The organism is Aquibium microcysteis (assembly GCF_014495845.1).
Taxonomy (GTDB): domain Bacteria; phylum Pseudomonadota; class Alphaproteobacteria; order Rhizobiales; family Rhizobiaceae; genus Aquibium; species Aquibium microcysteis.
Genome location: NZ_CP061080.1, coordinates 5,099,672 through 5,124,849, shown reverse-complemented (window position 1 = coordinate 5,124,849; position 25,178 = coordinate 5,099,672). Strand labels below are relative to the sequence as shown.

At 69.9% G+C, this 25,178-nt stretch carries 14 protein-coding genes; 7 read left to right on the top strand and 7 right to left on the bottom strand.

Features of this window, described 5'->3' with window-relative positions; genetic code table 11:
- Positions 1 to 407: 407 nt before the first annotated feature.
- Complete coding sequence (locus tag IAI54_RS24150; RefSeq protein ID WP_187969599.1) at positions 408 to 5,513, bottom strand: RecQ family ATP-dependent DNA helicase; 5,106 nt, start codon at positions 5,511 to 5,513, stop codon at positions 408 to 410.
- Positions 5,514 to 5,922: 409 nt separating this feature from the next.
- Between IAI54_RS24150 and IAI54_RS24145 the strand changes: the two genes are divergently transcribed.
- The 3 genes from IAI54_RS24145 to IAI54_RS24135 all read left to right on the top strand — a co-directional run bounded on the left by IAI54_RS24145 (position 5,923) and on the right by IAI54_RS24135 (position 14,861).
- A complete protein-coding gene (locus IAI54_RS24145; RefSeq protein WP_235679165.1) occupies positions 5,923 to 8,325 on the top strand; it encodes an AAA family ATPase in 2,403 nt (800 codons plus the stop codon).
- A gap of 34 nt (positions 8,326 to 8,359) precedes the next feature.
- Complete coding sequence (locus IAI54_RS24140) at positions 8,360 to 9,682, top strand: McrC family protein (RefSeq protein WP_187969598.1); 1,323 nt, start codon at positions 8,360 to 8,362, stop codon at positions 9,680 to 9,682.
- A 187-nt stretch (positions 9,683 to 9,869) separates the two neighbouring features.
- Positions 9,870 to 14,861, top strand: a complete 4,992-nt coding sequence (locus tag IAI54_RS24135) for a DUF4011 domain-containing protein (protein ID WP_187969597.1) — start codon at positions 9,870 to 9,872, stop codon at positions 14,859 to 14,861.
- A gap of 15 nt (positions 14,862 to 14,876) precedes the next feature.
- On the opposite strand, the gene IAI54_RS24130 is transcribed toward IAI54_RS24135, so the two are convergent.
- A complete protein-coding gene (locus tag IAI54_RS24130; RefSeq protein WP_187969596.1) occupies positions 14,877 to 15,449 on the bottom strand; it encodes a GNAT family N-acetyltransferase in 573 nt (190 codons plus the stop codon).
- A gap of 302 nt (positions 15,450 to 15,751) precedes the next feature.
- Between IAI54_RS24130 and IAI54_RS24125 the strand changes: the two genes are divergently transcribed.
- Both IAI54_RS24125 and IAI54_RS24120 read left to right on the top strand, forming a co-directional pair.
- Entirely contained in the window at positions 15,752 to 16,735 is a 984-nt protein-coding gene (locus tag IAI54_RS24125) for a TIM barrel protein (protein WP_187969595.1), read from the top strand.
- 3 nt (positions 16,736 to 16,738) lie between these two features.
- A complete protein-coding gene (locus tag IAI54_RS24120) occupies positions 16,739 to 17,623 on the top strand; it encodes a PfkB family carbohydrate kinase (RefSeq protein ID WP_187969594.1) in 885 nt (294 codons plus the stop codon).
- Positions 17,624 to 17,646: 23 nt separating this feature from the next.
- Here the strand turns inward: IAI54_RS24120 and IAI54_RS24115 are convergent, their stop codons facing one another.
- From IAI54_RS24115 to IAI54_RS24105, 3 genes are read right to left on the bottom strand one after another with little or no spacing between them, the layout of a single operon-like run.
- On the bottom strand, positions 17,647 to 19,134 hold the full coding sequence (locus tag IAI54_RS24115) for an FGGY-family carbohydrate kinase (protein WP_187969593.1): 1,488 nt from the start codon (positions 19,132 to 19,134) through the stop codon (positions 17,647 to 17,649).
- Positions 19,131 to 20,228 (bottom strand): M42 family metallopeptidase, encoded by a 1,098-nt coding sequence (locus tag IAI54_RS24110; protein WP_235679164.1) that lies wholly within the window; start codon positions 20,226 to 20,228, stop codon positions 19,131 to 19,133. The genes IAI54_RS24115 and IAI54_RS24110 overlap by 4 nt, the downstream gene beginning before the upstream one ends.
- Before the next feature lie 3 nt (positions 20,229 to 20,231).
- Positions 20,232 to 21,035, bottom strand: a complete 804-nt coding sequence (locus IAI54_RS24105; protein WP_187969592.1) for a BtpA family protein — start codon at positions 21,033 to 21,035, stop codon at positions 20,232 to 20,234.
- A 221-nt stretch (positions 21,036 to 21,256) separates the two neighbouring features.
- Between IAI54_RS24105 and IAI54_RS24100 the strand changes: the two genes are divergently transcribed.
- Positions 21,257 to 22,282: an aldo/keto reductase gene (locus tag IAI54_RS24100; RefSeq protein ID WP_187969591.1), complete on the top strand. Its 1,026-nt coding sequence runs from the start codon at positions 21,257 to 21,259 to the stop codon at positions 22,280 to 22,282.
- Between the two features lie 8 nt (positions 22,283 to 22,290).
- The gene (locus IAI54_RS24095; RefSeq protein WP_187969590.1) at positions 22,291 to 23,133 is read left to right on the top strand and encodes an amidohydrolase family protein; all 843 of its coding nucleotides are present in this window, start codon (positions 22,291 to 22,293) and stop codon (positions 23,131 to 23,133) included.
- 7 nt (positions 23,134 to 23,140) lie between these two features.
- On the opposite strand, the gene IAI54_RS24090 is transcribed toward IAI54_RS24095, so the two are convergent.
- Both IAI54_RS24090 and IAI54_RS24085 read right to left on the bottom strand, forming a co-directional pair.
- Positions 23,141 to 24,028, bottom strand: a complete 888-nt coding sequence (locus tag IAI54_RS24090; RefSeq protein ID WP_187973330.1) for a carbohydrate ABC transporter permease — start codon at positions 24,026 to 24,028, stop codon at positions 23,141 to 23,143.
- A 38-nt stretch (positions 24,029 to 24,066) separates the two neighbouring features.
- Entirely contained in the window at positions 24,067 to 25,161 is a 1,095-nt protein-coding gene (locus IAI54_RS24085) for a carbohydrate ABC transporter permease (RefSeq protein ID WP_187969589.1), read from the bottom strand.
- Positions 25,162 to 25,178 lie beyond the last annotated feature (17 nt).

Genomic DNA, 25,178 nt, shown 5'->3' with positions numbered 1-25,178 from the left:
GACGTCCGCATCCGCCTCCGGCCCCGGCGGCTCAGACGCCCTCACCGCGCCGCGCTGCAGATCCGGCATCACCGCGTTGCCGGCAGGTCGCGGCAAACCGCGACATGACGATCGCAGGCAGGATCCGGGCGGGAACGACGGGCAAGGCGGGCTCCTTCGCCTGGCGCTGCGCCCCGGGCAGCGCGGCGCGGACGCCGAGGCAGGAGGCAAGGCGCGGAGCGTCCCGGGCGGCGGCGAGGTAGCGCGGGTCGAGCAGCCGAAAAAGCCTCGAAGCGATACGACCCGGCAGATATCTGCAGCAGCAGACAGCCAAGATCACCGCCGCGTCGACGGCGCGCAGCCAGGTCCGTCCGAGGCGGTGCGGTGCACCCAAGGCCGCGCCGCGGCCCTCCCCGCCTGCGCCCACCTCACCGGTCGAACACGATCTCCGGAAGCACCGCTTCCCAGACGTCCCGCTGAAGGTGCGGCCGGAATTCTTCCGTGCTGTCGGCCCTGCGCCGGCGCATGATGGCGCCGATCTCGGCACGGCGGATGGCGAGGCCGTCCGGCGGCGACCAGCTTCTGGCCATGCGGCCGAGCGCCCGGCCCTGTGCGTCCCGCATCATCCAGGCGTCGCCCTCAGCAACGATGCGCAGCGGGTCGCCGGCCTTCGCTTCCCCGATGGCGCCGAGCGATGCGTGGCCCGGCCTCAGGCGGCCGGCCCAGGACAGGTCGACGACCCTGAGGTTCGGCACCTGATAGAGCGCGGTCGAACGAACGCTCCCGGCCGCGGCCGGCGGCGTGGCCCGGCGCAGCATATGGTCTCCGCCGGCCGGCACGAGCGGATGCGGCCCGGCGGCAAGGATCGTCAGGCTGCGCCGCGCACGCGTCATGGCGACGTAGAACAGGCGGCGCGGCGCGTCGGGGTCCTCGCCCTGCGAGGCCCTGTCCCAGCCGCCGTTCAGGATGACGACGTCGTCAAACTCTAGTCCCTTCGACCGGTGCGCGGTCGACAGCAGCAGCCCGCGCTGGTCGCCGCGGGCATCCTGCGCCCACTCGGCGAACCATTCGATCAGGTCCGGCACGGGCATGGTCTTGCTGGCGAGTTCTCGCGCCAGCGCGGCGATGCCTTCGGCGACGAGTTCTGTCCAGCGGCTGGACGGGATCGTGTTCAGCACGTCGATCAGGTCGCGCACGCCGAGCAGGCGGCCCGCGTCGCTTCGCAGCGCGTCGACGAAGCGCTGCATCTCGCGCAGACGCCAGATGCTGGGGAGGCTCTCGTTGGCCATCTCGACCGGGATACCCAGCGTCTCGGCATAGGCCCGCACGGGCGCCAGCCGGCGCCAGTCGCGGGCGATGATGGCGGTGCGGGTCCAGCTCCACTCTGGATCGAGGTGCGAGAGCCGGACCAACTCGTCGACCGCCGCGACTGCCTGATCCACGTCGCCGGGCGCCGCGTCGAGCACCTGCACCCGGCCCTGGCCGACGGGATCGAGCGATGCGAGATCGCCGCCGGCCGGGTCCTTGCCGCGCCTGCGGTCGATGCGGATGTCGTGGCGGGCCTTCATGCGGTCGGCGGCCGGCGCGATCACTGCGTTGCCTGCGGCGATGATGTGTGCCGTCGAGCGGTAGTTCTCGACCAGATATTCCGGCCGCGCGCCGTAGTCTGTCTCGAACTGGCGGATGAAGCGGATCGAGGCGCCGGTGAAGGCGTAGATGTTCTGGTCGTCGTCGCCTACTGCAAACAGGCTGAGCCGCGCATCCCGATCGGCGAGCGAGCGGCCGGCGATGGCCGAGATCAGCGCATATTCCTCCGGGCCGATATCCTGGTACTCGTCCACCAGCATCCAGCGATAGCCCTGGATCAGCGTCTCGCGCTGCGCTTCCGCCTCCAGGCGGCTCAGGCCCTCGCCGTTCAGTTGCCGCACCGCCTCGAGGAGAATCCCGTCGAAATCGTGCTTCGTCTCGCTGGCGACACCAGCGAAGCTCGCGCCGACCAGCCGCATCGCCAGCGCATGGCAGGTCGAGATGGTGACGGCATTGGCCGCCTCACCGATCAGGTGGCGCAGCCGAATGCGGATTTCGGCGGCGGCGTGGCGGTTGTAGGTCAGGACGAGGATGCCGCGCGGATCCTCCCGCCGGACGCGGATCAGATAGGCGATGCGGTGGACGAGCACCCGCGTCTTGCCCGAACCGGGACCGGCCAGCACCAGCACGCTGGTCTGCTCGCGGTCGTCCGCGACGATCTTCTGCTGGACCGGGTTGTCCAGCACCTCGACGATCTTCTTCCAGGAGGCACCCGTCGTCTGGCGCCGCAGTTCCGCGCCGCGCCCCGGCAGCCACCGGCGCAGGAAGGCGTCCCGGGCAAGCACGAAGTAGTCCTCCGACAGCCGCAGCGCCTGGTCCATCGCCGCCAGGCCCCGCTCGGCATAAGCCGCCATCACGTGAGTCTGGACGGTCTGCTCGGCGTAGTGCTCCTCGAGTGGCACGAAGTCCTTCGTCGTGAACTGGCCGCCCGTGGGGTTGAGGTGGATCGTCATCGCCTGACGGAACACCGTCAAGCCCTTGCCCAGTGTCACAACCCCCTGCTCGTGCAGCCACAGCAGCGCACGGTCCATCAGCTTCGTCATGTCCTGGATGCCGCTGCCGCGCAACAACGCATCACCGTTCAGGGCGGCGAGCAGATCGCCGATCGTCGTCTCGACCTGGATGTCCTTGCCGCGGCTTCCCTTGGGCAGCCTGCCGAGGAGATGCGACAGCAGCAGCTCGGCACCCTGCCGCCTCAGCCCGGCGGTCTGCTCGAGCGCCTGCCAGGACCGCTGCAGCGAGACGGCCAGCGTGTTCCGCGACGCCTTGCGCAGCCTGAGATTTCCCTTGCCACCGTCCTGGTCGCGGCCGTCGCGGCCCATTCCGCGCAGGAGCTTTTCCACGACGTCGGGGCTCACGGCGCCATGGCCCTGGTTGCGCAGCACCTGGCAGGTTTCGGCGAGATGGAGCGGAATGTGCCCGGCGCCCTCCGCGTCCGGGGCAAGCTCGCGCATCGCAGCGATCAGCGCCGTCTCGAGCGCGGCAGCCTGTGCCAGGCGCTGCTGCGAATGGCCTTCGACGGCGGCGTGGACGAAGACGGTGACGGCGACGTCGTTGCGGGCGATGCCGAGCGTCTCGAGATCGGCCAGTGCCTTCAGCAGCAGACGGCCGGTCAATCCGCTGGCGCCTGCCAGTTCGTCGGTGGAGATGCCCTGGTCGGGCGGGGCATTCATCAGGTGACGTGTGATGTCGATCAGCTGGCTGCGGTGCGTGCCGGTGATCGCGGCCCTGGCCAGCATCGCCTCTGCCTCGTCGAGGGTGCGGATCCTGAGCGAGGAGGGGAAGACCTGAACACGGTTTTCCTCGCGGCTGAGCAGCTTCGCCTCCTCCAGCCAGGAGACGGCGGTCTTCACTCGCGTGTCGTCGGTGGCGCTGTCGCGCTCGAAATCCCGTTCCTGTTCCGCTTTCACCACCTCACCCGGGGTTGCGACCACCGGGCCTGACTTCTTCATCCGCTCGTCCAGCCGCCGCAGCGCCTTCAGGATGGCGCCGATTTCGTGCCGGGCGAGCCGCGAGCGCGCCGACAGCGCGAACTGCCGCTCGACGTCGTCGGCGCAGAAGAGGAGCACGCAGTCGGCGCTGGCCCGGTCGCGGCCCGCCCGCCCGGCTTCCTGCAGGTAATTCTCGAGCGATCCCGGGATGTCGCCATGCACCACCAGCCGGATGTCGGGCTTGTCGATGCCCATGCCGAAGGCGTTGGTCGCGGCGATGACGCGCAGCTCGCCGGTACGGAACGCCTCCTGTATCCCCCGCTTCTCCTCCGACGTCAGTCCGGCATGGAAGCGATCGGCCGCGAGACCCTGCTGCCGCAGGAATTCGGCCACGCGCTCGGTCTCGCCGCGCGTCGCGCAATAGACCACCGCACCCGAGGCGCCCTCCTTTGGCAGCCTGGCCTCGATCACGTCGAGGATGTCGACGAGCTTGGTCGCGCGCTGCGTGGCGCGCACCTCGAAGCGGAGGTTTCCCCGGGTTGCGCCGCCGTCGAGCAGGATCAGTTCGCGGTCGAGGCGCGACCTGAAGTGGTCGCTGATGTCGCGCACCACCTCGGGCCGGGCGGTCGCCGTGAGGCAGAGCAGCGGCGGGGCCTGCTCGTCTCCCGCGGTCTCCTTGATGAAGCGGCTGACGTATCGGTAGTCCGGCCGGAAATCATGGCCCCATTTCGAGACGCAATGCGCCTCGTCCAGCACCCAGAGCCCGATCTCGCGCTGCGCGAGGACCGAGCGGACGGAATTGCTGCGCAGCTGTTCGGGCGAGATCAGCAGCATCGCCGCCTCGCCCAACCGCACGCGGTCCAGCGCATCCTGCCGTTCGGGCATCGACAGCATGCCGTTGACGGTGACGGAGGAGGCGATCCCTGCCCGTTCCATGCCCTGCACCTGATCGGCCATCAGCGCGACCAGTGGCGAGATCACCACCGTCAGCGCGCCGGTCTTGTCGAACCTCGACAATGCAGGCACCTGGTAGCAGACGGACTTGCCGGTGCCGGTCGGCAGAATGCCGAGGACTGAGGCGCCGCGCATCGCCTCCTCGACGATCCGCTCCTGAAGCGGGCGGCCCTCGTCGTCCACCGGCTCGGCGCGGAAGGCCGGAAAGCCAAACCAGCGCGACAAGGCGCGGACCGGATCGTTTCGCTCGGTGCACCAGGCGCAGCCGGAATTGTCGCAATTGGTGTCGCGCAAGTGCCGGACGATGAGCGAGGCCTCGCGAAACTGCGCCCGAACCCAGGGCGGCATGACCGAATCGCCGCCGGCCACCAGGATCCAGGACAAAGCATAGGCCATGGGCCATCCGAGCTGCGGGCTGGCGAGACGGTCGAGCGTCTGCTCGAGGCGCAGATCGCAGGCGCGGACGGCCAGCAGCCGGACGATCGCGTCCCTGGCCGCCGGCGCATCGGGCGCCCCGGCCCTTCGCACCGCACGGAACACCGCGTCGAACCCGTCCGGGTTCTCCATCCGCGTGGTGAGAAAGTGAAAGGCGGCCAGCGCGTCCGGTTGCGCGGCGTTCTGCTCGGAGAAGGCGGCGAGCTGGTTGCGCAGCACCTGGAACACCAGCCGCGCATCGCGTTCGGGATCGTTGACGTGGCCGGCCTGCAGGCGCCCGTCCTGATAGTGCTTGACCAGATGGTGATAGGGGTTGCGCGGGAAGGCCAGCGGATTGAGCCACAAGGTGTCGATCGGCGACTGAAACAGTTTCGCCAGCCCGAGCCGCGTCGCGGCGAGATGCGGCAGGTCGTGACGGAGGATGTTGTGGCCGAGGACATGGCCGACGCCGGTCGCCTGGGCCTCCAGCCGATCCAGCGCGGCAACGAGATCCCGCTTCCCCGCCAGGATCGGCGGGCGGGTATCGTCGCGCACCGCCGCGAAAGCGAAGATCGTGGCGGTCGCCGGATCCACTTCCAGATCGAGCGAAACACATCGCTGCAGCAGATCTTGAAACGGCTCGGTCATGCAGCGGCGACATCAGGCACGGGATGAAAAGCTCTGCAACGAAGATCCCGCGCCGGAGAAACGAACAACAACTGCGGCGACACTGAACAATCCCGGTCGCCAGTTTACAAGCCCGCACCTCCGAAAAAACAGTTCCGGATGGACTTGCCAACAGCCCCGCCCGCTGCTGTGCGGCGATCGGCGCCGCAATCCCCCGCCCCGCGCGCCTGCTGCCCTCTTTGCCGGCGGACCCGGCGCATCATCGCGAAAGAGCCAGCTTACCAATCACACGCAAGGGTTTCAGTCGCCCGCGGCTCCTGATATCGTTGCTTGGAGGGATGGTCTTCGTCAGACGAGATCAAAGAGTTGCTGCCGACATTATTTGTAGTTCGCGTCATTCCACTGATGTGGAGAACCGGGGGGACACTTCATGCGCGAAGCCGAGTTCCGTGCCTGGCTGGGAGCACGGCAGTGGAAAGGCATACCCCTGGCACATAAGGCCAGGAACAGCCGATACCGGCGGTGCCAGAGGGTCGAGCGCGGCCTGCCCGGACTGGGCTTCGCAGAAAGGACGCTCGAAGAGGTGTTCCATGCGGGACGGTGGCCCGATCTCCTGTCGCGCCTGGCGGACCTGAGGAGGGATCCCGCTGCTGATCCCGAGGCGGTCCGGTCGGTCGTTCCGCAGTCCGAAAACCCGAAGGGTCAACTCGGCAACCTGCACGCAGCGCTCACCCAGTACGGCTACTTTCTGGCCGACCGCGATCCGAACTACGGGGCAGCCGACGACCCCGCAGCCGACGATGACGACGGTGACGACGAGGACCTGCTCGCCCGGTTCGACGGCGACCCCGAATTCTATGACGCGCGCAAGATCTGGTCCGAAGACCAGCGTGCCGCATTCTGCCGGATGGCGCGTGCCGTGCATGATGCCGGTCTCGACTGGTACCATACCAAAATTCCGGAGATCCGTTTCGGCCGGAAGAGGCCCGAGGATGACAGGGCACCAGGCACACTCGGCAATCTCGAGATCGGACGGGATGGCGCCTTCCTCAAGTTCAGCCATCAGAACAAACGTGTAGGTCTTGAAGGCAGCTATCCGTTCGATTCCGGATCCGCCGATGCGTTCGTGGCAGCCATCGACCGTGCGCAGGACACCATCCGCTCATGGCGGCCGCCGCAGCCGCCACGCCCCGGCTACTGGCCGGACGAAGGGGGCGCCGGTGCGTCCGAGGCGCAGCCATCTGTAGGATCGGCAGGAGCAAACGAAGTGCCCGGGACAAAACCAGATCCGAAGAACATCATCCTTTATGGCCCGCCCGGTACGGGAAAAACCTATCGCACCGCGTACGAAGCCGTGTTGCTCTGCGACCTCGGCACAGACGTTCCGGACACGGTCGAAGGGAGGGCGGCGCTGATGAAGCGCTACCGCGAACTGGTCGACCAGAAGCGGATTGCCTTCGTCACCTTCCATCAGAACTACGATTACGAGACCTTCGTCGAAGGCCTTCGACCCGAAACGGGCGAGAGCGAAGGCGCGTCGGCCGGCTTCCGGCTCGAAGCCCGCGCCGGGCTCTTCCGCGAAATCTGCGCGCTCGCCGATCTGGCCCGCACGCGAAACGTTCCTCCTCCCGGAGCACCTGCATTCGATTTCTCGGGTCGCCGCTTCTGGAAGATGGGACAGGGGGCCATCGGCACGGAAGACGACGTCTACGAAGCCGCTGTCGCCGGCAACTACGTCGCCCTCGGCTGGGGTGGCTCCATCGACTGGAGCCCGGCGCGCTTTTCCACGCCCGAAGCGATCAAGGCGGAATGGATGGCACGGAACCCGGGCGACGCCACGCCGAGCAACTGGACCCAGACGGCGCAGTTTCGCTGTGACATGCGGGTGGGCGACATCGTCATCGTGCCTCACGGCAACACGGCCTTCAGGGCCATCGCCGAGGTGACGGGCGAGTATCAGTTCGAACCTTCGGCCGCGGGCTACTACGCGCATCGCCGCGATGTCCGCTGGCTCCTGACGCTCGACGAACCATTGCCCCTCGACACCATCATCGACGGCAGGTTCACCATGCGCACGCTGTACCAGCTCCAGGCGAATCGCCTGAAACTGCCCGCACTCGGCCGACTGGTCGCCGGCAGCGCCGATGGTGACGGCGACACCGGCACCGTCCGCGCTGGCCTGCCCGACCAGCACGTGCTCGTCATCGACGAGATCAACCGCGCCAACATCTCCAAGGTCTTCGGCGAACTCATCACTCTCATCGAGCCGGACAAGCGGCTCGGAATGCCCAACGAACTGACTCTGACGCTGCCCTATTCGAAGAAGCCGAACTTCGGCGTTCCGGCCAATCTCCACATCATCGGCACGATGAACACCGCGGACCGCTCCATCGCACTGCTCGACACCGCGCTGCGCCGGCGTTTCGTCTTCCGGGAGATGGAGCCGATACCCGATCTTCTCGCGGATGCGAGCAAACGGACCGGGGTCGATCTCGTCGGCGTCCTGACGGCCATCAACCGGCGCATCGAATACCTGATCGATCGCGAACACCGCATCGGCCACGCCTTCTTCATGGGCTGCGCGACCGTCGCGGACGTCGATGCCGTCATGCGGGACAAGGTCATCCCGCTGCTCCAGGAATACTTCTTCGAGGACTGGAGCCGGCTCCATGCGGTGCTCGGGGACGGCTTCATCCGGAAGACAGAGATCGACCCGCCTCCCGGTATCGACGGTGATCGGTTGCCGAGCTGGTCTGTCCGCACGCCGTTCGAGCCGGGAGCCTATGCCCGATTGACCGGGAAGGCGGCTGTCGCGGTGGAGCCAGGCGCGTGATCGGGCACTCGCTCCCGACCGTGCGCCTCCGGCCATGACGCATCTGACGGTCCGCGAGTGGGGGCGCGTCGGCGTGCATGGCGGCGCCGGCCCCCAGCCTGAGAACACCTACTCCCGAAGCGAGGCGGACGCCCTCCTGCGCGCCGCCTGGCGGCATCCACTGGCCACCGGACAGGGGACGAACATCCTCGTCCACGGTCGCAACGAACTGATCGCGCAGCAGGTCGTCGGCGTCATCGCAGCACCGGGGTGCAGTCTCGAAATCCTGCCCAAGATCGACAATGCCGCCGACGACAAGGACGAGACGATCCGCGCCCGCCTCGTCTCCATGCTCGACGTCGCGCTCGGCCTCGAGCTCGGACATGGACCGGCACTGGCGATGGCGCGCCAGAAGGAAACCCTGCTCGACATCCTGATCCGTCTCTTCGCCGACCGGCTCCTGGCTGAATCCCGCCGCGGCCTTCCCCGCGCCTATCAGGCCCGGCAGGAGGACCTGCTCACGCTCCGCGGCCGGCTCGACGTCGTCCGGCAGTTCACCCATCACGCGGTGCGCCCGGACCGACTTGCCTGCCGTTTCGATTCCCTGGCGCCGGACACCCCTCTCCTGCGCATCATGAAGGCCTGCGTCTCGATGCTGCGCCGCCATGCCCGCGCAGTGGAAACCCAGCGCCGCCTCGACGAACTGCGGTTTCTCCTGGCGGACGTGAGCGACGTTCCCGCAGGCGCCCTTCCCTGGAGCGACGTTCGCATCGACCGGACCAATCGTCGCTGGGAAAGGCTCCTGGATCTGGCGAGGCTCTTCCTGAAGCGCGAATGGCAGCGCACCGACCACCATGCGAAGGGCGGAGAGGGAATCACCTTGCTCTTTGCCATGAACGACCTGTTCGAGGCCTACATCGCCACCCTCGCGCGTCGGGCGCTGCGAGACACGCCCATGACAGTGCGCGCGCAGAGCGGTCTTCGCTCCTGTCTCGTGGAGGAGGGGTCCGGCAGCGAGCGCTTCCGCACGAGGCCCGACATTCTCGTCACGCGGAATGGCGAGACGGTCATGCTGATCGACACGAAGTGGAAGCTGGTCGGGCGAAATCCCGAAGACGGGAAGCGCGGTGTGTCGCAGGCCGACGTCTATCAGATGATGGCCTATGCCCGGTTGTACGATTGCCGGGACGTGATGCTGCTCTATCCCCATCATGCCGGACTCGGGCCTGAGGCGCTGGAGGTCGGATACACGATCCAGAGCGGCGGCGAACGGCTGCGGGTCGCCAGCGTCGATCTCCTGCCGGGCACGGCGGCGGTCGTGCAGAGACTAACCGACCTGACGGCGCCGTCAGCCGCGCGTCGTGGTGCCGGCGCCTGATCCGCCGCTGGGTCCTCCACCGGTCGCGACGCGTCGACGCCCTCCCGCTTGTGGACCGTCTGCCGGCGCGGCTTGATCGTCCGGCGGGCATCGGCGAACCTGCAACCTGGTAGCGCGCCGGGAGCGGCGACCTATTCTCATGCGGGAAAGCACGCGGGTCGTGCGGGGGCGGGAGGCGTCTGGCGCGATGGATGTTCTGGATCAGGGCCGCGGCCCCCGGCGGAGCGCGGTCGCGGCCGAGCGGCTGGAGCGGCTGCGCACCAAGCTGCTCGACCTGTCGACGACCAACAAGATGCTGAGCTTCCGGCATCCGCGCGCCTCGTGCCTGCGGGTCGTCGACGAGCTTCCGGAGGTGCTCTTCGCGGGCCTGCTCGACGGTGATCCCTTCACCTTCGAGGCGGTTCCGGAGCCCTCGCGGCGGGAACTCGACGAGTGGCACGCGCGGCACGACGCGGTTCCCCGCGCCGGCGAGGCGCCGGAGCCGAAACGCCCGGAGGCTGCGGTCTGGGCACGCCATCTCGGGATCGGCACCGACCACGACCTGCCGGTCGAGACCGACAGTTTCCTCCGGTCCGAGCGGCACGCCGACCGGAAGATCCAGACCCTGCACTATCCCGACGAGCTCGACGCGCGGCTGCGCAAGATCCGCTCCTCCGCCCGCACGGCCATCGAGGAGAGCGGCGCCAACATGCTCTACATGGCGTTCGGCTTCCTCGAATGGCGCGACCAGGCGACGTCGAAGGCCCACCAGGCGCCGCTCCTCCTGCTGCCGGTCGAGCTCGAACGCGAGCAGACGCGTGGCGGCCGCTACCGCACGCGCGTCCGCTGGACCGGGGAAGAGCTGCAGCCCAACCTGTCGCTGCAGAAGAAGCTCGACGAGTTCGCCATCAGCCTGCCCGCCCTCCGGGACGGCCAGACGATCGCGGACTTCCTTGCCGAGGTGGGGCGCGCCGTCCGCCACAGGTCGGACTGGATCGTTCGCCGCTACGTCACGCTCGGCCTGTTCGAGTTCGGCAAGATCCTGCTCTATCTCGACCTCGATCCGGAGCGGTGGCCCGGGCACGCGCCGATCGACGGCCATCCGCTGGTGCGCACCATCCTGGAGGGCGACGAGGCCGAGACGGGCGCGCCGCCGCGGTCCTTCGCCGGGGTCGACCCGTCGCCCGAGGCGGCGCAGGCGCGCGATCTGGCGCTCGACCTCGTCGACCGGGCGGACGGATCGCAGTGCGAGGCGCTGCAGACCGCGCTCGCCGGGCGCAACCTCGTCATCGAGGGACCGCCCGGCACCGGCAAGTCGCAGACCATCACCAATCTCGTCGCCGCGGCGCTCGCCGACGGCAGGACGGTGCTCTTCGTGGCGGAGAAGCTGGCGGCGCTGGAGGTCGTGCGCCGCAGGCTGCGCGAGCTCGGGCTCGGCGACTTCTGCCTCGAGCTGCACAGCCACAAGACCCGCAAGACGGAGGTGCTGGACGACATCGGCGACCGCGTGAAGCTCGCGGGACGGACCCGCCCGTCGCGGGACCTCGAGGCGGCGCTGTCGCGCCTTGCCGACCGGCGCCGGAAGCTGTCGGATTATGTCGAGACCATCGGCGGTCCCGCCGGCGCGTTCCGTGACCTGACCGTGGGCGAGGCCCTGATGCGGGCGGGCCGGGCGCGGCGCCGGCTCGGGCCGAGCCTCGCGGCGCTGGAAGCGAGCGGCAGCCAGGTCGAGAAGCCGGAGGCGCTCGGCTGGGCCGACCTCGCCGACGCCAGGGGGCGGCTCGGCCACCTCGCCTCCGCCTACCGGGATCTCGGCGTCGCGGGTGCGGCGCACGAACATCCCTGGGCCGGGGTCTCCGCCCTGGCGGTGCTGCCGCACGACCGCGACCGCGTCGCCGCGCTGGTCTCGGGCTGGGCCGATGCGGCCCACTCCTGCGCCTCTGCCCTCAGCGGCGCGGGGCTGCCCGAGATGGAGCCCTCAGCCATCGTCGTGGCGCCCGACCGCCTGCAGGCTCTCGATGCGCTGCGCGTACCCGCGCTGCAGGCCGAGGCGGTCGCGGCGGAGGTGGAGGCCGTGACGGGCAAGGCCCTCCCTCGGTCCGCGACGGGCCTGGCGGTTCTCGCAACCCTGCTGCCGGCGGCCCGCGCCGTTCCGTCCGAGGGGCTCGCGCGGCGCAACGCGTTCCTCCTGTCGCCGGAGGCCGTGGCTTGGGTCCGGGCGCAGGCCGAGCGGATGTCGCGCCTCGACCGGACGCAGACCGGGCTGCGCGAGGTCTTCCGGAGCGACGCCTTCTCGGCCGCCCCCGACGATCTCGAGGAATGGTCGGCCGCGCTCGGCCAGAGGGGCTTCTTCGCCCGCTTCGGCCGGCGCTGGCGTGCGGCCGCCGCGCGGTGGGAACAGCTCGCGCGCCCGGCGCATCTCAGGGCGAAGGCGGCGGAGCGGTCGGCGCGGCTGGCGGAGCTGCGGACGCTCCTGCTCGACCTGGAGGCCCTGCGGGCCGACCGCATCGTGGACGAGCGGCTGGGCGACGGCGCGCGCGAGGCCTCCTTCGACTTCCGCCCCGTCCTGGCGGTTGCCGAATGGGCGGCCAGCGTCCGCTCGGCCCTGCCCGGACCGATCGGCGGCGTCCTCGTGCGCCTCGGCGAGGACGCGCTGGCGCGCCTCGGCCGGCTGTGCACCGACGAGACCATGGCGGCGCTCGACGAACTGCGCCGGTCTCCGCCCGGATCGAGGAGCGGCCCGACCTTCTGGGAGTCGCTGGTGGCCGCGGCGGAGCTCGGCTCGCTGGAGGCGCTCGCGGCCGCGGCAGCCGAGGACGGCGCCTGGACCCGCCTGCGCTCGCAGGTCGGTGCCTGCGCCGATGCCGCGCAGGCCTGCATGGCGGCGGAAGCGGCAGTCGTGGCCGACACCGGCCTCGACGCGGCGCTCTGGTTCGGCGGTCCGGCACCGGCGCTTGCGGACGTGGCGGCGCGGGCACGCCGGGCGGCCGCACGCCCGGAACTCCTGCCGCAATGGCTCGATTTCGACCGGTTCCGCCGCGCCTGCGAACAGGGGCCCGAACGCGACCTGGCGCGCGCGGCGGGGGCCGGATCGCTCGACGCCGGGCTTCTGCCGCTGTGCCTCGACTTCCTCGTCTTCGACGCGCTGGCGCGCCGGGCCTTCGCGGAGGCGCCGTCCCTCCACGCCGCCTCCGGCAAGACCCTCGACGCGCTGCGCGACGAGTACCGCGCGATCGACGCGCAGGTCATGGAACTGCGCCGCTCCGCCATCGCCGCCCGGCTCGTCGAACGGCAGCCGCCGGCGGGAAAGTCGTCGGGACGCGTTTCGGAGCGGACCGACATGGCGCTGGTCACCCACGAGATCGGCAAGCAGAAGGGCCACATCCCGATCCGCCAGCTCGTCCATCGCGCGGGACGGGCCGTCCAGGCCCTGAAGCCCTGCTTCATGATGGGGCCGCTGTCGGTCGCCCAGTACATCGCGCCGGGCACGCTGACGTTCGATCTGGTGATCATGGACGAGGCCTCGCAGATGCGGCCGGAAGATGCCATCGGCGCGCTCGCGCGCGGCGGCCAGGCCATCGTCGTCGGCGACCCGAAGCAGTTGCCTCCCACCTCCTTCTTCGACCGGATCGCCGACCGCGCCGACGAGGAGGAGGACGAGGAGGTCACGCTGGCCGAGGACAGCAAGAGCATCCTCGAACTCGCATCCGCCATCTTCGAGCGGCGCATGCTGAAATGGCACTACCGTTCGCGCCACGAGGCGCTGATCGCCTTCTCCAACCGGCAGTTCTACAAGGACGAGCTGATCGTCTTCCCGTCGCCCGCCGGCCAGGCCGGGCGCTTCGGCATCGGCTGGACCTTCCTCCCCGACGGCGTGACGACGAAGGGCGTGAACGCGCAGGAGGCGCGTGCCGTGGCGCAGGCGGCGGCGCGCTTCCTCGTGGAGAACCGGAGCCGCAGCCTCGGCGTCGTGGCGATGAACATCAAGCAGACGCAGCGCATCGCCGACGAACTCGCCGCGCTGGCCGATGCCGATCCGAACCTCGCCAAGGTGCTCGCCGAGGCCGAGAGCGGGTCGGGCGCCGAGCCGTTCTTCGTCAAGAACCTCGAGAACGTCCAGGGCGACGAGCGAGACGTCATCATGATCTCCATGACCTACGGCCCCGCTTCGGCCGGCGGCCGGACGCCGCAGCGTTTCGGGCCGATAAACCAGGAGACGGGCTGGCGCCGTCTCAACGTGCTCTTCACCCGCGCCAAGGAAAGGATGGAGATCTTCAGCTCGATGCGCGCCTCCGACGTGGTGCCGAAGGAAGGCGCCGACCGTGGCCTGCGCGCGCTGAAGCAGTTCCTCGACTATGCCGAGACCGGCCGGCTCGGCGGCGAGCCCCGCGTCGCGCCGAAGGACCCCGACAGCGATTTCGAGGACGCCGTCCTCGAAGGCCTTCGCGAGAGGGGCTGGGACTGCGTGCCGCAAGTGGGCGTCGCCAACTTCTTCATCGACATCGGCGTGCGCGACCCCGACGTTCCCGGCGAGTTCGTCGCGGCGGTGGAATGCGACGGCGCGGCCTACCACTCCGAGATGTCGGCCCGCGACCGCGACCGCCTGCGCCAGGAAATCCTGGAGAACCTCGGCTGGAACATGATCCGGGTCTGGTCGACCGACTGGTTCCGCGATCCCGACGCGGAACTCGCCCGTGTCTGCCGAGAGCTGGAGCGGCTCGTGGCGGCGCGGCGGCAGGCCCGGGACAGACGGCTCGGAAAGAGGCCGGACGCGCCGGCCGGCGAGCCGGAGGCCGCCGGCCCATCCCGCGACGAGGTCGCGGCGGAAGCGGCCGCGGCGGTGACGGGCGAGGCAGGCGAGGCCGGACCGTCCGACCAGCCGGCCGGCCCTGCCCAGGGCACGCTCTTCGGTGACGAAGCGCCGGCGGCACCGGCGTCGGGTGGCATTTCGGTCGATCAGGCCCGCGCCCGGCTCATCGACCTGCGCGAGCGCAGGATCAAGCTCCTTTTTCCGGACGCCGATCCGACGACCGGCCTGCTGCGCAAGAGCATGCTGGACGAACTCCTGAAGAAGCGGCCCACGGACATGGACGAGTTCCGGGCGCTGGTTCGCCTCGACCTGCGGCAGAACACCGATGGCGCCCAGCTCAAGGAGTTCGGCAGCCGGGTCTTCGACATCCTAACCGAGATCGAACCCTGACCGGCGGCCGGTCGCTCAAGGCAGCCGTGTGGAGAAGACGTAGGGACGGGTCGCGATCTGCAGGTGCCGCGTCGAACGGTCGTCGCGGACGAGGTCCAGCCGGCCGAGACGGATCCGCGTCAGCGTCGCGAGCGCCACCGCGCCGATCCGCGCATGCGCCCGCAGGGACGCCGTGTTGCGCGTCTCGACGACGCTGACCATGCGCACGTAGCCCTGGTCGAGAAAGGCGCGGGCGGCGAAGCCCTTGATGTCGGCAAGCAGATGCCGGCCGCGATGCTCCGGCACCACCAGGCCGCCCATCGCCAGGACCTCCCGGCCCTGCGCCAGTTCGACGGTGAGCCATGGGTAGACCCGGAGCGCGCCGGCGGCCAGATAGACGTTCTGCCCGATGACCCGCCCGTCCTCCTCCGCGACGGCCACCCGGGCGATGGCGCTTTCCCTGAACGCGCTGTCCACCATCGCAGGCCCGGCTCCCGCGGCGACGAGGGCGTCGCGGTCGGCCGGGCCGCCCCAGCGAATCCCGCCCGTCGCCCGGGTCGTCGCGGCGATCACGGTCAGTTCGGCGGAGAAGACGACGATCCGGGCCATCGCGGCAGGATAGCGGCGGCACCCGGGCCGCTCAACGGCAGGCCCCCGGCACGGCGGGAACCCGGGCGGCGGGCGCGCCGGCAGGGCCGAAATCGTCGTTGACGCCGCGCCTCCGGCACGCCCATGCTGGGCCGCGACGACGTGGAGGAGACGATGGAGAGCGAGACCGAGGCTGGCGAAACCCTGCGCCTGCCTGCGAACGACGGCGTCGCCGTGACGGTGCGGCCTGCCGCCTCGGGGGCGCGGCCGAAACCAGGGCGGCCAGGACATGGATCGATCCCCATCCGGATCGGAGCCGCGACGTGACGACGCCCCGTTTCGCGGCCCGGCTCAACGCCTTCCGGATCGGCATCGCGGACAAGTGGCCCGGCCGCAACCGCATCACCACGCTCGACCTTCTCGAGCGCGCGAGCCTCGTGCCCGGCCTCAACGCCGCTGACCTGAACTATCCCGACCATGTCGACGGTCTCGATCCGGCCGACGTCGCCGCGGCGCTCGAGCGGCACGGGATCGCGCTGAACGGGCTCGCCATGCGCTACTACACCGAGCCGGAGTTCAAGCTGGGCGCCTTTACCCATCCGGACCCGCGCATCCGCCGCGCCGCCATCGACGTGACGAAACGCGGCATCGATGCCGGCCGCGCGCTCGGCAGCCGGCTGATGACCCTCTGGATGGGCCAGGACGGCTTCGACACCTCCTTCCAGGCCGACTACGGACGGCTGTGGGACTGGACGATCGAGGCCCTGCGGGAAGTCGCCGCGCACGACCCGGAAACAGACGTCGCCATCGAGTACAAGCCGAACGAGCCGCGCGCCTTCGCGCTGATGCCCGACGTCGGCACGACGCTGCTGGCCATCCGCGAGGCGGGCTGCGCCAATCTGGGCGTCACGCTGGACTTCGCGCACGTCCTCTATGCCGACGAGATGCCGGCGCATGCCGCCCATCTCGTCGCCCGCCATTCGAGGCTGCTCGGCGTGCACCTGAACGACGGCTATGGCAAACGCGACGACGGGCTGATGGTGGGCACGGTGCATCCGGTGCAGACGGTCGAGCTGCTGGTCGAGCTGAAGCGCCAGCGCTATGGCGGGGCGATCTACTTCGACACCTTCCCCGACCATTCCGGCATCGACCCGGAGGCGGAGTGCGCCGCCAACATCGCGGTGGTCCGGCGGCTCGGGGAGGTCGCGTCGCTGCTGGTGGACGACCCGGCGCTGGCCGCGGCCGTCGCCCGCCAGGATTCGCCCGCCTCCCACCGCATCGTCTCCCGCGCCCTGTTCGGAGCCTGAGGCATGGGGTCGGTGCTGGTGGTCGGCGCGCTGCATCACGACGTCATCGTCACCGCGCAGCGCCTGCCCGTGCTCGACGAGACGCTGCCCGGGACCGGCGTGACCTATGCGCTCGGCGGCAAGGGCGGCAACCAGGCGCTCGCCGCCGCGCGCCTCGGGGCGTCCGTCGCCTTCGCCGGGCGAGTCGGCCGCGACGAGGCGGGAGCCGCCATGACCGCGCAGCTTGCCGCCGGCGGCGTCGACGTGAGCCGCATCGCGGTCGACCCGGCGCTCGCCTCCGGCATGAGCGTGGCGATCGTCACGCAGGGCGGCGACTACGGCGCCGTCATCGTGTCGGCGGCGAACGGGGCGATCGACGGCGGTTCCATCGCGCTGCCTCACGACTGCGGCCTCGTCCTGCTGCAGAACGAAGTGCCGGAGGCCGCCAATCTCGCCGTGGCGCGCAAGGCCGCCGCTACGGGTGCGCGCGTCGTTCTCAACGCCGCGCCCGCGCGCGCGGTCCCACGGGAACTGCTGTCGCTGACGGACGTGCTCGTCGTCAACCGCGTCGAAGCGGAGATGATCGGGCGCGGCCTCGACGGCTTCCGCGGTACACTGATCGAGACGCGCGGCGATGAGGGCTGCATCCTGCGAAGCCCGGGCGAAGCCACGCGCCATGTCGCGGCCTTTCCGGTCGGCGTCGTCTCCACCCACGGCGCCGGCGACTGCTTCACGGGGGCGCTGGCGGCCCGGCTGGCGGCCGGCGGCGATCTCGGCGGAGCGGTCTCCTTCGCCGCCGCCGCAGCCGCGCTCCACGTCTCGATGCCGGTCGCGCGCCGCGGCACCCTCACGGCCGCCGACGTCACCCGTCTTTCGGAGAGCGGCCCGGCCGGCCGGACGCTGCCATAGTCCGCAGGACGCCGGTCTAAGACCTATTGCGCCATCAGCGTCTTCGTCCGTGCATAGAGGTCCCGGAAGATCCGGTTCCTGCCGGCATGGAGGTCCGCCACGGCCGGATCGGGCACGATCTCGCCCTCCACGGGATTCCAGCGCCGGATGTCGTCCGGCTTCACGTCGCCCACGGCGAGCGCGGCCAGGAAGGCGTTGCCATAGGATGCGCCGATGGACTTCGCGCACAGGCTCTGCGTCACCTGGCAGGCATCGGACGTCGCCTGCGCCCAGAGCGCGTTCTTCGTGCCGCCGCCGACGGCGCGGATGGCGCGGGGTGGGGCTCCCGCCTCGCGGAAGGTGTCGATCACATGCGCCGTGCCGAGCGCGATGCCCTCGATCACGGCGCGGTAGACGTCGCCGCGGGTATGGGTGAGGTTCAGCCCGAAGATGACTCCTTTCGCGTCGGGGTCGTGGATGGGCGTCCGCTCGCCGGAGAAGTAGGGCAGCACGATCAGACCCCTCGCGCCTGGCGGAGAGGCCTGCGCCTCCTCTGCCAGCGCGGCGAAGGCGGTCTCGGGGTCGAGGTCGCGGGCGAACTGGTCGCGGAACCAGTGGGTCAGCGTGCCGGAGGTGGCGAGTCCCGCCATCGCCGCGCTCCGGCCCGGAAACAGCCACGGCGCATGCCAGAGCCGGGAATCGGCGACGCGGCCTTCCGTCGGCATGATGATGAAGATGGTCGAACCATACATCATCATCATCTCGCCCGGCTCCAGCACGCCGACGGAGACGGCCTCGGCCGCCGCGTCGATCGTGCCGCAGGTCACCGGCGTGCCTTCGGCGAGGCCGGTCTCGGCGGCCGCGGCGGCCGTCACATGGCCCGCGATCTCCGTCGACCACATCAGTTCGGGCATCTGCTCGCGGCGGACGACGTCGGGCGCGAGGTCGAAGCACCAGTCGAGCGCGGCGACGTCGTAGAAGGGCGTCGCGTTGGACGCGGTGTAGTGGTCGATGACCCTGCGGCCGGTCAGCTTCATGACGAGGAAGCTCGTCGACGTCATGAAGGTGGCGGTCCGGGCGAAGACCTCCGGCCGCTGGTTCCTCGTCCACAGGATCTTCGGCCCGACCGACTGCGAGGTCAGCGTGTTGCCGCAGCGCGCCAGGATGCGGTCGGCACCTGCGAGCGCGTTCAGTTCCTCGATCTCGCGCGCGGCCCGCGTGTCGACGCCGTATAGCACGCCGTTCATCAGCGCGCGGCCCCCGGCATCCACCGGCAGCATGCAGGGGCCGATGGCGGAGGCGGCGACGGCGCGGATCGAGCGCGGATCGATGCGGCTCTCGGCCAGCATCGTGCGGGTGACGTGCACGAAGTCGCCCCACCAGTCTTCGTCGGGGCGATGCTCGGCCCAGCCGGGCTGCGGCACCAGCATGCGGTGCGGCCGCGCGGCCTGCGCCACGATGCGTCCGTCCGCGTCGGCGATGACGCCCTTGGTCTCGAAGGTGCCGACGTCGATGCCGAGCGTGTGTCTCATCCCGTTGCGTCCGGATCGAGCGGGAAGCCGGGGCCGATGCCGTGCAGGGCTGCGACGATCAGCCGGGCGAGCGCGTCGAGGTCGGCGGGGTCGACCACTTCGTTCGCCGAATGCGAGGCCCGCATCGGGAAGCCGACGTCGAGGCAGGCGACGCCCGTCCCGGCGATCTGGACGTAGCTGGTCTCGGTCAGCGCCCCGATATGGACCGAGCGCTGCAGCGGCAGTCCCGCCGCGGCGGCCGTCCGCTCGAACAGCCCGGTCAGGGCCGGATGCGGGATGAGGCCGTTCAGCGTGCCCCGCCCATGGAACGAGTAGAGCCCCATCGCCGGACCGCCGCCCAGGCGCACGTCGCCGCGCGCGGCCATGTCGGGCGTGTCGGTCGCGAGCACCAGGTCGATCTGGATGGCGATGGCGGGCTTCAGCGCATGGACGGCCGGCAGCACGCCGCGCAGGTTGAACTCCTCCTGCACCGAGAAGGCGAGATGGACCGTGGGCCGCCGCCCCTCCCCCGTCGCGAGCGCGCGCGCCACGGCGAGCATGACGGCACAGCCGGCGCGGTCGTCGACGGACGTGCCGGCAAGCAGCCCGTTGGCGAGGCGCCGCACGGCGGGCGCGTAGACCACCGGCGTACCGATGCGGATGCCGGCCGCCTCCACCTCGTCGGCCGAGCGGAAGCCGGCGTCGAGATAGATCTCAGGATAGGGCACGACCGCGTATTTCTCGTCCGGCGTGGTGGCGTGATGGGCCTTGTTGGCGACGATCCCGGTCACGTCCCGGCCTTCGCCGACGCAGATCAGCATCGGCTGCGCCGCCAGCGCCCGCTCGGGCACGCCGCCGACGCGTTCGAGCCGGAGGAAGCCGTCCTTCTCGATCCGGCGGACCATGAAGCCCAGCTGGTCCATGTGGGCGATCAGCATGACCGACGGCGCCTCCGGATCCCCGGGCAGGGTCGTGGTCAGGTTGCCGAGCACGTCGGTCGCATGCGCAAGGCCGATCGCGTCGAGCTCCCGCCGGATGCGGGCGCGCACGCGGCCCTCGTGGCCGCACAGGCCCGGGATCGTCATCAGCTCGGCGGTCAGCGCGGCGACGTCCACGGCTCAGCGACCCTTCGCCAGGGCGACGAACTCGCGGGCGCGGTCCGCATCGACGGCGTTCCAGGTGTCGCCGTCCACCTTCAGCGCGGAACCGACGATGCAGCCGTCGGCCACCGCCAGCACGTCGCGCACGGTCGCATGCCTGACGCCGGTGTTGGCCAGCACCGGCATCGCCGGAAGCGCCGCCTTGACGCTTTCCAGATGGTGCATCGGCGCCGCCTCGCCGGTGATCGGCCCCGAAACGAGGATGGCGTCGGGGATCGACGAGAACACCGCCGAGCGCGCGCGCTCGGCCAGCGGCCGCGCGTCGAGCGAATGGGCGAACTCGGCCGAGACGTTGTAGAGCAGCGGCATGTCGCTGCGGCCGAGCCGGTCGCGGTAGCGCATCGCCTTGCCGGCATCCGGCGTCCAGGGACCCATGTCGGAGGCGTAGGTGCCGGTGAAGATCTCGCGCACGAAGGACGCGCCGGTCGCCGCGGCGACCGCGATCGAGCTCATCGGGTCCCAGAGCACGTTGACGCCGAAGGGGACGGTGATGCGCGCACGCAGCCGCCCGATCACATAGGCCATGGCCGCGCTCGACGCCGTGTCGACCGAAAACTCGTAAGGGCGGTCGTTCTCGTTGCCGAACATCACCGCGTCGAAGCCGGCCGCGCAGAGCGCGTCGAGATCGCGTCCGGCCGCCTCGACGAGCCCCTCGACGCCCGCATCATCGTCGAAGAGCGGGCTGCCGGGCAGTGCCCCCAGATGCACCATGGCGATCAGCGGCTTGCCGTCGCCGAACACACGGCGGAACTTCGCGGTCATGTCGATGCAGGCCCTCCCAAGCGCTGCCGTCCAAGCTAGCCAGCCCCGTGGCCGGGTGCAATCCGTCGACCGGCCGGCACGACGGATTCCGTCTCCGTCACACGTGAAACCGCAGAGGCAGGAAGGGCGAACGCGTCGCCTCCGCCCGAAGACGCCTCCCCAACCGCCCGATCCATGCTAGTCTGCCGTGCGATCGGCGTTGGGAGGCGCGGCGTTCAGCCATGAAGACACGGCATTTCGACCGCCTGGGAAATGGCGGCATCACCTTCACCGAACTCGGCTTCGGCACGGCGCCGATGGCCAATCTCTACCGCGCGGTCAGCGAGCCGGAGGCGCAGGGTGCGCTCGAAGCCGCCTGGGAGACCGGCTGCCGCTACTTCGACACCGCGCCGCTCTACGGGCTCGGCCTCGCCGAGACGCGGCTCAACACCTTCCTGCGCGGGCGCCGCCGCGACGACTACGTGCTATCCACCAAGGTCGGCCGCCTGCTGCAGCGCTGCGCTCCGGAAGAGCGCACCGGCATCGGCAAGTTCTTCGACGTGCCGAGCCGCCGCGAGGTCTACGATTTCACCCATGACGGCGTGATGCGCTCCTTCGAGGCCTCGCTGGAGCGCCTCGGCATCGACCGGGTCGACATCCTCTTCGCCCACGACCTCGACATCTTCAACCACGGCACGCAGGAGACGCTCGACCATTATCTGTCCCAGTTCATGGCCGGCGGCTACCATGCGCTCCTGTCGCTGCGCGACCAGGGCGTGATCAGGGCCTTCGGCGCCGGCGTCAACGAGTGGCAGCCGTGCCAGTGGCTGCTGGAACGGGGCGATTTCGACCTCTTCCTGCTCGCCGGCCGCTACACGCTGCTCGAGCAGGACTCGCTCGCCTCCTTCCTGCCGCTGTGCGAGGCGCGCGGCGTCGGCATCGTGCTCGGCGGACCCTACAATTCCGGCATCCTGGCGACCGGGCCGAAGCCCGGCGCCTGGTACAACTACAATCCCGCGCCGCCGGAGGTGCTCGACCGGGTCGCGCGCATCGAGGCGGTCTGCGTCCGCCACGGCGTGCGGCTGATCGAGGCGGCGCTGAACTTCCCGCTCACCCACCCGGCCGTCGTATCGCTCATTCCCGGCGGACAGGTCGCCGCCGAGGTCAGGGCCAATCTCGACATCCTGTCGGCCGGAATTCCCGCAGCGCTCTGGGCCGACCTCAAGCGCGAGGGTCTGATGCGCGACGACGCGCCGACGCCCGCGTGAGGCCGGCCATGCTCGTCGATGCCCATCAGCATTACTGGAACCCGGCGCGCGGTGACTATTTCTGGATGCCGAAGGGAGACCCGGTTCTCGACCGGATCTACAGGCCGCACGATCTCGATCCGCAGCTGAAGGCCGCGGGCATCGACAAGACCGTGCTCGTACAGGCGGCGCCGACGGTCGCCGAGACGGAATACCTGCTCGGCATCGCCGACGCGTCCGACAGCGTCGCCAAGGTCGTCGGCTGGGTGGATTTCGAGAACCGCGCCGACCTGCGCCACCTCGAGCGGCTGAAGGCGCATCCGAAGTTCGCCGGGGTCCGCCCGATGATCCAGGACATCCCGGATGTCGACTGGATGCTGCGCCCCGACGTGCGGTGGGCCTTCGACGCCCTCGTCGACCTCGACCTGACCTTCGACGCGCTCGGCTTCTCGCGCCATCTCGACAATTTCCTCACGCTGTTCGCCCGCCACCCGGGGCTGCGCGTCGTCGTCGACCACTGCATGAAGCCGCAGATCCGCGACCACGCGACGGCGGCGGACGAGTTCGCGCGCTGGTCGGCCGGGATGAGGCGCATCGCCCGGGAGACGCCGGCGCTCTGCAAGCTCTCCGGGCTCGTCACCGAGGACGGCGAGGGCTGGACAGCCGCGCGGCTGCGGCCCTATGCCGAGCTCGTCCTCGACGCCTTCGGCCCGCGGCGCGTGATGTGGGGCTCGGACTGGCCGGTGTGCCGGCTGCGCTGCGAGCACGGCACCTGGCTCGCCACGGCCCGGACGCTTACGGCCGACCTCGCGCCCGCCGAGCGGGCGGACATCTTCGGCGGCACGGCGGCGCGCTTCTACGGCATGACCTGACCGCCCGTCACTTCACCGCGCCGGCCGTCATGCCCTTGATGATGTAGCGTTCCAGCGCGATCGCCACGACGATCAGCGGCAGGATCGCCGCCGTCGACAGCGCCGCCATGGACCACCAGGAGATGCCTTGGCTGCCGGTCTGGCTCGCCACCATCACCGGCAGGGTGGAGGAGTTGGTGGAAGCGAGCAACGCGGCGAAGAAATACTCGTTCCAGCACAGGATCATCGACAAGACGAAGGCCGCCACCATGCCCGGCAGCGCGATCGGCAGCACGATGGCGAAGAAGGCCCCCCAGGTCGACAGCCCGTCGACCAGCGCCGCCTCCTCCAGCTCCACGGGAATCGCGTCGAACTGGTCGCGCATGATCCAGATGACGATCGGCAGCACCATCAGCGTGTAGAGCATGACGAGCCCCGCCAGCGTGTCGCGCAGGTCGAGCTCCCGGTAGAGCACCAGGAACGGCAGCGCCAGCACGACCGGCGGCAGGATCATCTGCGACAGGAAGAAGAACGAGATGTCGGCGTTGCGCAGCCACAGCCAGCGGTACCGGAAGCGCGTCAGGCCGTAGGCGGCGAGCGAGCCGATGACGATCGCCAGCGCCGAGGCGCCGAGCGACACGACGAGCGAGTTCATGAACCGCTTCATGAACTCGTCGCGCACCGTCGACGTCTGGAAGATCGTGTCCGGCGACAGGCCGATCGAGCGCCAGCCGCGCCAGTCGATGGCATAGTCGAGCCACGGGACGAGGTCGCCCCGCATCACGTTCGGCGCCGCCTTGAACGAGGTCGTCAGCGTCCAGTAGATCGGAAACAGGCAGACGACGGTCCAGACGATCAGGGCCGTGTAGATCGCCGTGCGCCCGAGCCACCAGCGGGCGCGCTCGCCGGCCGGCATGGCGGGCGCCTCGGGGCCGGCGGCGTTTCGCGCGGCGGTCATGCGAAGCTCCTGCGCCAGCGGTTCACGAGCTTCAGCAGCAGCGTGATGAACAGGATGATGAGGATGAGATAGGTCATCGCCAGCATGGTGCCGTAGCCGACGTTGGAGCGGTCGCGATACTCGCGGAAGATGAAGCTCGTGACGCTGTCGGTCGCGCCGCCCGGCCCGCCCGCGGTGACGTTGATGATGATGTCGGCGATCTTCAGCTTGAAGATGATGCGCAGCACGATGGCGGTGATGGAGACCGGGATCATCAGCGGGAAGGTGACGCCCCAGAAGGTCTGCCAGGCGTTGGCGCCGTCCACCTGCGCCGCTTCGGTGACGTCCTTGGGCAGCGCCTGCAGTCCCGCCAGAAGCATGATCATCATGAAGGGGATGAAGGTCCAGGCGTCCATGGCCTGGATCGACAGCTTGGCGATCCAGGGACTGCCGAAGAAGGACGGCGACTCGACCCCGAGCCACTTCAGGAAATTGGCGAGCGGGCCGAAGCGGACCTCCATCATCGACTTGCCGATCATCCAGGACACCGCGACCGGCGACAGCATCAGCGGCAGCAGGAAGGCGACGCGGAAGAACTTGCGGGCGCGGATCTGGGCGTTGAGCAGCAGCGCCAGGCCGAAGGCGATCACGTATTCGACGAGCACCATGGCGACGTAGAACACCATGTTGCCGAGCGCGTTGCGGAAGAAGGGGTCGGCGAGCATCTGCCGGACATTGGCGAGCCCGTTGAACCGCATGCCGTCCTGGCTGGCGAGGTTCCAGTCGGTGAGCGCGATGTAGAAGCCGAACAGGGTCGGGAAGATGACCATGGCGACGGTGAACAGCACCGCCGGCAGGATGAACAGCGCGCGCTTGCCCTGCTCGCCATGGGCCACGACCTGGGCCACGCCGAGTGCCACGCCCCACAGGCCGTAGGCGTAGAGCACCGGGCGCCACGACGCGAAGCCCGAACTCGTGGCGCCGAGCGCGAAGAGGGTCTGGTAGAGCGCCGTGAGCGTAAGCAGCGCGGTCGCGCCCCAGACGATGGAACGGCCGAGCCGCCTGCGGCCGGGCGTCGTCTCGCCGTAGTTGAGGACAGGGTTCTCGGCCACCGGTCACCATTTTCGAA